The 8,462-nt window shown below is 38.1% G+C and carries 8 protein-coding genes and 1 pseudogene; all 9 read left to right on the top strand.

What is annotated here, in order from left to right; all coding sequences use genetic code 11:
* Positions 1–663: helicase-related protein (locus tag Q0F90_RS05325; RefSeq protein ID WP_296004006.1), on the top strand; the 663-nt coding region annotated here is incomplete at its 5' end.
* A 13-nt stretch (positions 664–676) separates the two neighbouring features.
* Positions 677–1,165 carry a peptide deformylase gene (gene def, locus Q0F90_RS05320; RefSeq protein ID WP_054747555.1) on the top strand — a complete coding sequence of 163 codons (489 nt, stop codon included), beginning with the start codon at positions 677–679 and terminating at the stop codon, positions 1,163–1,165.
* Entirely contained in the window at positions 1,158–2,168 is a 1,011-nt protein-coding gene (gene fmt / locus Q0F90_RS05315; protein WP_296004003.1) for a methionyl-tRNA formyltransferase, read from the top strand. The genes def and fmt overlap by 8 nt, the downstream gene beginning before the upstream one ends.
* Entirely contained in the window at positions 2,152–2,946 is a 795-nt protein-coding gene (locus Q0F90_RS05310; protein ID WP_296004002.1) for a DUF116 domain-containing protein, read from the top strand. The genes fmt and Q0F90_RS05310 overlap by 17 nt, the downstream gene beginning before the upstream one ends.
* Positions 2,927–4,282, top strand: a complete 1,356-nt coding sequence (gene rsmB / locus Q0F90_RS05305) for a 16S rRNA (cytosine(967)-C(5))-methyltransferase RsmB (RefSeq protein ID WP_296004000.1) — start codon at positions 2,927–2,929, stop codon at positions 4,280–4,282. Before Q0F90_RS05310 ends, rsmB begins: the two co-directional genes overlap by 20 nt.
* Positions 4,283–4,300: 18 nt before the next feature.
* Entirely contained in the window at positions 4,301–5,347 is a 1,047-nt protein-coding gene (gene rlmN / locus Q0F90_RS05300; RefSeq protein ID WP_296003999.1) for a 23S rRNA (adenine(2503)-C(2))-methyltransferase RlmN, read from the top strand.
* Complete coding sequence (locus Q0F90_RS05295) at positions 5,340–6,041, top strand: Stp1/IreP family PP2C-type Ser/Thr phosphatase (RefSeq protein WP_296003997.1); 702 nt, start codon at positions 5,340–5,342, stop codon at positions 6,039–6,041. Before rlmN ends, Q0F90_RS05295 begins: the two co-directional genes overlap by 8 nt.
* A 27-nt stretch (positions 6,042–6,068) precedes the next feature.
* Positions 6,069–7,994 (top strand): Stk1 family PASTA domain-containing Ser/Thr kinase, encoded by a 1,926-nt coding sequence (pknB, locus tag Q0F90_RS05290; protein WP_296004008.1) that lies wholly within the window; start codon positions 6,069–6,071, stop codon positions 7,992–7,994.
* 8 nt (positions 7,995–8,002) lie between these two features.
* Positions 8,003–8,462, top strand: a pseudogene (rsgA, locus tag Q0F90_RS05285) (GTPase RsgA); the annotation flags it as partial.

Raw genomic sequence — 8,462 nt, 5'->3', positions numbered from 1 at the left:
AAATCGGCTCGCATTGCCCGCCTTGATCAAGACGTCACTAAAAATAAACAATTGGCAGAAGATATTTTACATGACTTTGGAGCTCATAAATACGATATTTTATTGGGAACCCAAATGGTATCTAAAGGTCATGACTTTAAAGATGTAACAGCAGTAGGTATTTTAACAGCCGATTCAGTTTTAAATATTCCTGTGTATACGGCGTCTGAAAGAACTTTTGATTTGCTTACCCAAACCTCTGGACGAGCTGGACGGGGCGATAAAACAGGCAGTGTTGTAATACAAACATATAATCCGTTAAATTATGCTATAATAAAGAGTAAGGCTCATGACTATGTAGGCTTTTATAATGAAGAAATTCAAAATAGAAAAGCCTTAGGATATCCTCCGTTTAGAGAAATGATTCACATGGTAGTGCGTCATCAAGATATGGAAACCTTAGAGTCTATTGCAAATCGCATAGTAGATGATTTGGAGGCTCATAAAGGGGATCAAGATATTCTTATTAATGGTCCTTACGAAGCAACTATAAAAAGGGTACGCGATATGTATCGCTTAGCGATTATGATTCGCGGTACTGATTTAACGAATTTGAAAGAATATATATATAACTCATGGATTTTCACGCAAGAAGGATTACTGATTGACGTGGATCCTGTGTAGTATAGGAGTGTCAATGGCAGTATTAGATGTTGTAAAAGCAGGTCATCCCGTTTTGAAACAAGTGGCGGAACCTGTAGAACATGTTAATAAAAAACTTAGAGCCCTTATCGATGATATGGCTGAAACGATGTATAAAACTGAAGGTGTTGGCCTAGCTGCACCTCAAGTGGCTGTTTCTAAACGAATTATCGTAGTAGACGATCAAGTTGGTAGTGGACTCATTGCTTTAATTAATCCTGAAATCACACATGCTGAAGGCTCTCAAGTAGGACCTGAAGGATGTTTAAGTGTGCCAGGCTATTTTGGGGATGTAGAACGTTTTAATAAAATCACCGTCAAAGGCATTGATCCACATAACAAAAAGGTCACTATTAAAGCAGAAGGCTTTTTGGCTCGTATTTTCCAGCATGAAATCGATCATTTAGAAGGTCATTTATTTATAGAAAAAGCGACAAACTTACGATTGATTGCAGATCATCCAGAGGAGAAAGAAATTGTCTAATTTTAAACCTTTACGCGTTGTCTTTATGGGAACGCCAGACTTTTCTGTTCCCACTTTAGAAGCGCTAATCCAAGCAGGGCATACTATTGTTGGTGTGTACTGTCAACCTGATAAACAAAAGGGCCGTGGCAAACAAGTTCAAATGCCACCGGTAAAGATAGCTGCTTTAGAACATAACTTGCCTGTTTATCAACCTGTTACTTTAAGGGATGAGCAAGTGCAAGCTGAATTAGAATCATTAAAACCTGATGTAGTAGTAGTTATTGCATACGGTAAAATCCTACCACCTTGGCTTATTCGATTGCCTCAATATGGGTGTATTAATGTGCATGCCTCTATTTTACCAAGCTATAGAGGGGCTGCGCCGATTCACTATGCCATTTTAAATGGGGATACTAAAACAGGTGTTACCATTATGCATATGGATGATGGCCTCGATACTGGTGATATCATCGATATCGTGGAGACTGATATCTTACCTGGTGAAACGACAGGTCAATTATTTGAACGTATGGCGGTGCTTGGTGGTGAAACAATTGTTCCCGTATTAACTCGTTGGGTTAATGGGGAAATTGTGGCAACTCCACAAGATGATACTATGGCTACACATACTGCTAAAATTACAAAAGAAATGGGCCAAATAGACTGGTCTAAGCCAGCCCATGAAATTACAAATCTCATTAGAGGACTTAATCCAGCACCTGGATGTTATACATATCTCAATGGAAAACGTTTAAAAGTATGGTCCGGAGAAGTGGTTCCCAGTGATACGACTCACTGTTTGATAGATGTTCATGGTAAACATGTACCAATTGCTATATCAGCCACTACTGTGCCTGGTACAATCGTATCTAAAACAGCCGGGTTAGGTGTATTTTGTGGTGATGGAAATATAATTCTATTAACAGAGGTTCAACCAGAAAATAAAAAGCGCATTTCTGCTATAGATTTTATTAATGGACATCAGATAAAGGAAGGTATCGTTTTTGGGGACTCAATGTAAACAGTACGAAACGTATCCGTTATACCTGATATTATCAACAATTACATGTGCTTTACTCACAGCGGTACTAGGTTTTCTAATCTATGTATTAGAACCTGGGCTTTCACAATTACATCCCATTGCACCTATTATGAGTAGTATAGTTCTTTCTATTTTGATAGGTATTATATGGGTATTGTGTTTATCCCTTATTGTTGCAAGTACAGGTGCTATACGATTACATCCTATTGTTTTAAGATTAGCCAATCAGTTTATATATGGATTATTTCCATTAACCTTGGCTATCGGTAAGGTGAGAGGGGTTACTAAGGATCAACTACGTCAGTCTATGATTGACTTAATTAATCATCTAGTGATGCTAGATATGTATACGGTTGATCCGGAACGTATATTATTATTGACCCCACATTGTCTACAAGAAAGTTCATGTGTTCATAAGGTTACACATGACGTATACAACTGTAAGCAGTGTGGTCGCTGTCAAGTTGGTAGCTTATTACAAGTGGCTAAAGACTATGGATGTCAATTTATAGTTGTCACTGGAGGTACCTTAGCGCGAATGAAGGTAAAGGAGGCACGACCTAAAGCCATTGTAGCTATAGCTTGTGAACGAGATTTAGCCAGTGGTATGGCTGATGTGTTCCCTATCCCTGTTATTGGCGTATTAAATGAACGTCCTAATGGGCCATGTTGTAATACAACAGTAGACCCTAAACGTGTTCGTGCAGTGGTAGAACAATTGATTGGTAGGAATAGTGATGACAGAAGTAAAGACTAACCAACAACAGAATATTCGGTTGCTCGCTGTAAAAGCATTGAGCGATATTAATCGCAATGGTGCTTATGCAAATATTAAGTTGCAAGAGTATTTACAAAAATATCATTTATCCGATTTGGATCGACGGTTCTTTACAGAACTTGTATATGGCGTTATTCGTAGAAAAAATTACTTGGATGCCATAATTGTTCACTTTGCCAAACGACCTTTAAAAAAATTATCTTCTATGGTTGTGGAAATCCTTAGACTTGGAATTTACCAAATTATCTACATGGATAAGGTTCCTGAAAGTGCGGCGGTCAATGAATCTGTTAAACTTGCTAAGAAGTTAACACGTGGATTATCTGGTTTTGTAAACGCTGTATTGCGATCGGTTTTGCGAGAAAGCGATAGCATTTCTATTGGTGAACTTGCGAAATCTGAAGCTGAAGAGATTTCTTTTATCTACAATCAACCATTATGGCTTGTTACTTTGTGGATGAACGAAATGGGTAAAGATAAAACCGTAGACCTCTGTGCTTGGTTCAATGAGCAACCTCGTTTAACGGCCCGTATCAATACGGTGAAAGTATCAATTGAGGATTGTTTAAAAGAACTACAAGATTTAGGATGGACTGTTGAACAGGACAATAAAATTCCTGAAGCAGTGTATATAGATGGTCACCAAGGACATTTAGAAAAAGCAAAACCAGTTATAGAAGGTCATATCACCTTTATGGATAAAGCGTCTATGCTCGTTGGCCATGTAGTAGACCCTCAACCAGGGGAGCGTATCTTGGATTGTTGTGCCGCACCAGGTGGTAAGTCTATGCATATGGCAAGCCTTATGAACAATACAGGCGCTATTATGAGTTGTGACATTTATGACCATAAGTTAGAGCTTATGAATCAGAATGCAGAGCGATTAGGCGTATCCATTGTTTCTACTAAATTACAAGATGGTCGTTATTTACCTGATAATTGGAAGGAACAATTTGATCGTGTTTTAGTTGATGCCCCTTGTTCTGGTCTTGGCATTTTACAAAAGAAATTAGATATGCGTTGGCGCAAAACAGAGGATTTACTAAATGAATTACCTCCATTACAGCTTGAAATATTAGAAAAAGCGTCGGAAATGGTTAAGGTTCATGGTTATTTAGTCTATTCCACATGTACGATTAATAGCGGTGAAAATGAGGAGGTATTGGAAAAATTCCTAGCAACTCATAAGAACTTTGTTATCGACCCTGTATCTTATGAAGGATTACCACCATCTACCGATGGTATGATTACAACATATCCACCGCGAGATCATATGGATGGATTCTTTATGACTCGTATGAAACGCCTATCATAATATAAGAAATGGAGTACCATGATAGAATTATTGGGTAAGTCTTTAGAAGAATTACAATCTATCTTTAAGACCCATAATATACAAAAGTTTCGAGCGAAACAGTTAATCGACTATATCTATCATAGATATGTGTTCGATTTTCAAGAAATGACACAATTCCCAAAAGAATTGCGTCAATGGTTAAGTGATAACTGTGTTATCTCTTTGCCTACATTAATTACTGAGTCTATATCTCCAGATGGAAAGACTCGAAAAATCCTAGTGGAAATGACAGATCAAAGTCGCGTAGAAGCTGTTTTGATGGAACAACACTATGGTTATTCCGTATGTGTTTCGTCACAAGTAGGCTGTGCTATGGGCTGTGTATTTTGTGCCTCTACACAAGGAGGCTTATACCGCGATTTAACAGTACCTGAAATCATTGGTCAAGTCGTTATTTTCGGGGCTCTTACTAAAGAGCAAATCCATTCTGTTGTCGTTATGGGCGCAGGGGAGCCATTACAAAACTACGATAATGTGTTACAAGCATTGCAATTGTTACACGATCCTGTGATTTGTAATATTAGTTATCGCAAGATGACTATTTCTACTTGTGGTTGGGTTCCAAATATTTATAAATTAGCAGATGAAGGTTTGCCAATAACATTGGCACTTTCATTACATGCCACAAATAACGACGTACGTCGTAGTATTATGCCTGTTGGAGCCCGTTATGAATTGACGGAAGTCTTAGATGCGGTAAAATATTATTATGAAACAACACAACGTCGTATCACCTTTGAGTATATTCTTATAGATTCTGTAAATGCATCTATGGAGGAGGCTCATGCATTGGGGCAAATCTGTAAAGATTTCCCAAATTGCCATGTTAACTTAATACCTGTTAATGGCAATGAACATATTGATTTATATAAACCATCTATTACGAATATGAATACATTTAAAGACATCGTTGCTTCCTATGGCGTATCTGTAACGGTACGAAAGGAAATGGGCGATGCCATCCAAGCCGCATGTGGGCAATTAAAAGCAGCTCACGGTCGGAAAAAGGAGAATCATGAATAATTTTGTTGGTTTAAGTAAAATTGGACTTGTGCGGCAGCGCAATGAAGACCGTTTCTTTATTGATGGTAACGTTTGCGCTGTCACTGATGGCATGGGTGGTTATAGCGGTGGTGAAATCGCTAGTACCTATGCGGTAGATGAAATAAGAGAATATTTGGCCTCCCTTGAAACGGTTGGCCAACAAGATTTATGCGACGCTATCATTCACGCAAACCAACGCATTGTAAATCGCGTAGCTAGTGAAGAACGTCTTGCTGGTATGGGTACCACTGCTGTAGTTACGGCAATCAAAGATAATCAGCTATACTGGGCAAGTGTTGGTGATAGTCGTTTGTATGTATATAGAGATGGTCTTTTAAGACAAATTACTACGGATCATTCTATGGTACAAGAATTATTAACTGCTGGAGAGATTACAAAGGATGAAATGCTAAGTCACCCTCAACGTAATTTATTGACTCGCGCTGTCGGTGTCGATGAAGTGTTAGAGGTTGATAGCGGTGTGGAGTCGATTCTTCCCGGTGATCGTATTTTACTCTGTACTGATGGATTAAGTGGCTATGTAACAGATGATGTGATTGCCTCTGCATTACAATCGTCTGATGACAACATGATAGTTGTTGAATCATTGATGGATACTGTTTATGAAGTCGGAGCAGGAGATAATGTGACCATTGTGGTGGGAACAATCTAATCTAGAAATGGAGAAATAATGAGTACTATGAATATAAAAGGTATACTTCTAGATAACCGCTACCGTATTGTTGATAAAATTGGCGTTGGTGGAATGGCTGACGTATACCTTGGAGAAGATACCTTACTGGGTAGACAAGTAGCAATTAAAGTATTGCATGCTAACTTTGCTAATGATGATGAATTTGTAACTCGCTTTAAGCGAGAGGCACAAGCTGCAGGTAAATTAAATCATCCAAATATTGTAAATATGTATGATGTAGGATTTGATCAAGATTTACACTACATCATTATGGAATATGTAGATGGTGAAACATTAAAAGAATACATTACTCGTCATGGAAGACTATCCATAGATGAGGCTGTAAAGTTTACTATTGCTATAGCTGAAGGCTTAGAACACGCTCATACAATGGGCATTGTTCACTGTGATATAAAACCTCATAATGTAATTATTACTCGTACTGGTCGTGTAAAAGTAACTGACTTTGGTATCGCTCGTGCCATGAATGCTACTAATACAGTTATGTATACGAATTCAATTTTAGGCTCTGCTCACTATTTATCACCTGAGCAAGCGAGTGGAAAACCTGTAGATGGTAATACAGATATTTATTCACTTGGTGTCGTATTATATGAAATGCTTACAGGTCGCGTACCATTTGAAGGGGAAACACCTATTGCAGTTGCATTAAAGCATGTTCGTGAGAAGGTGGCACCACCAACACGTTATAACCCATCTATTCCACCGCTTTTAGAGGCTGTAGTTTTAAAGGCCTTATCTAAAAATCCTGCTGATCGTTTTGATTCTATTTCTGATATGATTAGTGATTTACGATTATCTCAAGGCTTTACGATGGGTAAAACACAGCGTCATGAACCATATGACTTTGCTACGCAAATGATTCCTGCTGTTGATCCTGAAGCAATGGAGGATTTCAGCACTATTCAAGAAGAGCGTAAAGACGAGGGTCAAAAGAAGAGTATGTTAAGTAAAATTGCATCGATTCCACAAAAATACATCGTTCTAGGTGCTGCTGTTATTTTCTTAGTAGCATTTTTAGGTGCTTTCTTAAGCTATGGTAACTTCTGGAGTAATACAACCGTAGATGTACCTAATGTGGTAGGTAAACAAGTATCTGTAGCTAAAAACATCTTAGAAGATAAACACTTACGTGTATCTACAAGTGAGGTTACAAACCCTGATGTACCAGCAGGTCAAGTTATTTCGCAAACTCCTGGAGCTGGGGAAAAGGTTAAGGAACAACGTACGATTCACCTGGTTGTTTCAAAAGGTGTAGGTGATATTACAGTACCAGATTTAACTGACTTAACTGTAGATCAAGCTCGTCAACGACTAAAAGATGTTGGCTTAGTTGTAGGTAAGATAACACAACAATCTGTTGACGGTAAAAAAGATGGCGTAGTTATTGCTCAAAGTCCTTCTGGCGATTCTAAGGTTTCCAAAGGTACTACAATTGACCTTGTTGTAAATAAAGCAAAAGCTAAAAAAGTAAAAGTACCTAATCTCGTAGGTATGACATTAAAAGATGCTCGTGATACCTTGAGCAATGTTCATTTAGGCGTAAATCAAGTGGCGGGCTCTGTGGAAGAAAAATCTGTAGTCATTGAGCAAAGTATTAAAGCTGGTGACGAAATTGATGAAGGCTCCACATTAAACCTTACTACTGAATTCAAAGAAGAGAAAAAGAAATCTGAGAAAAAAGAAGAAAGCAGTAGTAATAAAACAACTGGTACTGTAGACGTTACTGTACCATCTGGTTCTAAAAATCAAGAACTTAAAATCGTTGTGAAAGACGACGAAGGGTCTGCTGTAATTTATGATGATACCAATAAACCTGGTGATCGTATCGTTCGTAAAGTATCTGGCGTAGGTAATGTACGTATTGAAGTATATCTCAATGGTGCATTAGTACAAGAGACTGCATTATAAGAGGTACTATGATTACAGGTATTGTTGTCAAAAATATGAATGGTTACTTTTACGTTCAAGATGATACGAGTACCATTCATGAATGCAAAGTTCGAGGTAGACTCAAGCAAGGTCGCTACAGTCTACTTGTTGGTGATCGCGTTACGATTTCGGAGGATGGGTTCGTTGAATCCATCCACGAACGTCATAATGCAATGGTTCGCCCTGCGGTGGCTAATATAGATCAAGTTGTATTAGTTGTAGCAGCCCATGAACCAGATATTAATGAGCTTTTACTAAATAAAATGCTCGTTATGATTGAGCATGCAGATATACCTATCGTGCTATGTATCAATAAATGTGATTTGATGGATTCCCATACGGAAGCAATGGTTGAGCTTTATAAATAAATCGGCTATGACGTATTGATGACATCCACCTATAATATGACAGGCATTGAAGATTTACGTCATGTACTACAGCATAAGG

The sequence above is a fragment of the uncultured Veillonella sp. genome, from assembly GCF_934190855.1.
Classification (GTDB): domain Bacteria; phylum Bacillota; class Negativicutes; order Veillonellales; family Veillonellaceae; genus Veillonella.
The sequence above is the reverse complement of the archived record's forward strand: the minus strand, read 5'-3'. Positions and strand labels throughout refer to the sequence as shown.

Bases quoted from the DNA above. Each gene is read 5' to 3' on its own strand.
- def (WP_054747555.1), top strand. From the start codon at position 677: ATGGCAGTATTAGATGTTGTAAAAGCAGGTCATCCCGTTTTGAAACAA.
- rsmB (WP_296004000.1), top strand. From the start codon at position 2,927: ATGACAGAAGTAAAGACTAACCAACAACAGAATATTCGGTTGCTCGCT.
- rlmN (WP_296003999.1), top strand. From the start codon at position 4,301: ATGATAGAATTATTGGGTAAGTCTTTAGAAGAATTACAATCTATCTTT.
- Q0F90_RS05295 (WP_296003997.1), top strand. From the start codon at position 5,340: ATGAATAATTTTGTTGGTTTAAGTAAAATTGGACTTGTGCGGCAGCGC.
- pknB (WP_296004008.1), top strand. From the start codon at position 6,069: ATGAATATAAAAGGTATACTTCTAGATAACCGCTACCGTATTGTTGAT.